Origin of the sequence: Neobacillus drentensis, from assembly GCF_036966985.1 — a bacterium.
In the GTDB taxonomy this organism is placed as follows: Bacteria; Bacillota; Bacilli; order Bacillales; family Cytobacillaceae; genus Neobacillus; species Neobacillus drentensis_E.
This window is the reverse complement of the sequence record NZ_JBALSN010000691.1, coordinates 1-2,561: the sequence shown is the minus strand read 5'-3', so window position 1 is coordinate 2,561 and position 2,561 is coordinate 1. Positions and strand designations below refer to the sequence as shown.

Sequence of the window (2,561 nt, the reverse complement as noted above, 5' to 3'; positions counted from 1 at the left end):
ATTCATTACTAGTAACAATTAGTATACTATCAATATAAGCACATAGTTCGTACGAAAGGGCAAACCCATTGAAAAGTGGAGGCGCAAAACTAAAGGGGCTAAGGTTCTCACAACTATGCCAGCCAGCTACCGAATATGATCACCTTACTGCGGATTATGAATATACTCTGGGAGGTTACACTATGGTTATCTTTATTGCAGGATTATTTGTTGGATCTTTCTCTATGCTTACAGTAATGAGTCTTATGGTTGCAGCTAAAAGGGGAGACCGACTCCTTGAATCACAACATTAATTGAAAGCGTTTACTGAACAACCTCGACTTTGGGGTTTTTTTTTATTTTTCAAAATAAGTTTATAAATTATATATAATTAAACAAAAACGAAAGGGGAGAACGAGGTGAAAAGGGAAAAAGTACTGATTATTGGCGGTGCTGGATTCATTGGCGGAAATTTCGTTCACTATATGATGAATAAATACCCACAATACGATATTTATAATCTTGATTTATTAACCTATGCCGGTGATTTAACTAAGCATCGTGATATCGAGGGGAGACGAAACTATCATTTTGTTGAGGCTGATATAACGGAGCGCGAGGTGATAATTTCGCTGTTTGAACAGGAGAAATTTGATTATGTGGTTCATTTTGCAGCGGAAAGTCATGTCGATCGGTCGATTACTGATCCAAGTATCTTTATTCGTACCAATGTCTTAGGGACACAAGTATTACTAGATGCTGCATTGCATGTTGGTGTTAAGAAATTCGTCCATATTTCAACCGATGAAGTATATGGTGAATTGGACTTTGATCCAACTACTTTCTTTACAGAAGAATCCCCGTTGCAGCCAAATAGTCCCTATAGTGCAAGTAAGGCATCTTCAGACCTTCTAGTAAGAGTCTATCATGCAACATACGGACTTCCAGTCAATATCACACGCTGCTCTAATAACTATGGCCCGTACCAATTCCCAGAGAAACTGATTCCTTTGACCATTTCACGTGTCCTAAATGATGAAAAGATACCCGTATATGGTGACGGAAGGAATGTCCGAGATTGGCTGCATGTCCTGGACCACTGTTCGGCTATAGATCTTGTCATGCATAAAGGTGTTATGGGAGATGTCTATAATATTGGCGGACATAACGAGCGGAGTAATTTAGAAGTGGTAAAAACGATCATTCGTACTTTAGGTAAGTCAAATGATTTAATTGAATTTGTAACAGACCGCTTGGGCCATGATAAACGGTATGCTATCGATTCTGCGAAGATAGAGAAGCTAGGGTGGAGACCTGAATATAGTTTTGAAGATGGGATTGCTCGGACTATTGAATGGTATTTAGATAACAATTGGTGGTGGGAACAGATAATGTTGCTGAATTACCGAACATTCACCCAGATAACGGAAATATCAAAAGAGAACTGAAATTAGTTCTCCTTTGATTTGAACTTTATAGCTGTGTGTAAATTTTTTAAACAGTATTTTAAAAATGAATGGATATTAAATCTTTGATTTTATCCTTATCAATTACCAGTTGATAGTTATTAGCCTTTAAAATGTCATCATACATTCTTTTTCCAACACCTGGAATCTGGTGATATTCCAATTGTGTATTCGGTTCGAAGTCTTTTGCTGCAAGTCCAAGACTTAACATATCGGAAGTTGACATATTGCTTGCTATTACAAAATCAGGAATGGATTTTACGAGTGAAGGCAGATTATTGATATTACTTGGACTAAGAGCTTTCTTAGCAATTCCTTTTAGTGCTTCTTCTTGGAGTTTTTGACGACCATACTCTCCGTTTTTTAAAGAATAGCGTTCGTGGACAACCTCTGCGACCATTTTTCCATTTAAAGCATGTGTACCAGTACTTATTACTTTATTTTTATTTTCACTATACCAAGGATGGGTTAATTTAACATCAAATGGGACATTCATATCAATACCACCAACGGCATCAACCATCGCTTGAAAGCCGCCATAATTGGTTTCTACGTAATAATTGATAGGAACACCGGTTAATTCTCCAACTGCTTTGACAGCAGCCTCTACCCCTTTTTTGGCCCCTTTTGTTGCCTGCATAATATATTGGACACTCGTAATCTTTGTGTATCCATAGCCATCTAAATGGACACGGGTATCACGTGGAATGCTTATTGCATCATATTCATGCTTGGTTAAATCAACATGAACAAGCATCATTGAATCAGAATGCCCTATATTTTGACCTTTTCTTTCATCGGAACCAATTAATAATAAGTTAAATACAGGTTTTTTTATATCAACACTTTTATTTACCTGCTGTTCATTGTTCCCAGAACTTACAACTGGTACTGATGTAAAATGATTATCTGGCTGCAATTGATAATAACCGTACCCTAGGCCAGCGATAATAAGTAAAATGATACCCAAAAAGCTAAAACCTACGATTTTCCATTTATTTTTACCCTTTTTTTTCATATTTCCTCCGATGTTGGTATAGAGATCCCTCTAAATTAACTAGGTTAATAGTCATAAAAATATTTTACTGTTTTTGGATGTTGGATTCAATATAAATT

General features: G+C 36.5%; 3 protein-coding genes and 1 riboswitch. Of the genes, 2 read left to right on the top strand and 1 reads right to left on the bottom strand.

Annotated elements, in window-relative coordinates; translation table 11 throughout:
* Positions 1-48 precede the first annotated feature (48 nt).
* Positions 49-134, top strand: a riboswitch (cyclic di-GMP riboswitch).
* 48 nt (positions 135-182) lie between these two features.
* Both V7659_RS30575 and rfbB read left to right on the top strand, forming a co-directional pair.
* Positions 183-293, top strand: a complete 111-nt coding sequence (locus tag V7659_RS30575) for a DUF3789 domain-containing protein (protein ID WP_335543772.1) — start codon at positions 183-185, stop codon at positions 291-293.
* Positions 294-398: 105 nt separating this feature from the next.
* Complete coding sequence (gene rfbB, locus V7659_RS30570; RefSeq protein WP_335543771.1) at positions 399-1,427, top strand: dTDP-glucose 4,6-dehydratase; 1,029 nt, start codon at positions 399-401, stop codon at positions 1,425-1,427.
* A 58-nt stretch (positions 1,428-1,485) separates the two neighbouring features.
* On the opposite strand, the gene V7659_RS30565 is transcribed toward rfbB, so the two are convergent.
* A complete protein-coding gene (locus V7659_RS30565; protein ID WP_335543770.1) occupies positions 1,486-2,463 on the bottom strand; it encodes an LCP family protein in 978 nt (325 codons plus the stop codon).
* Positions 2,464-2,561 lie beyond the last annotated feature (98 nt).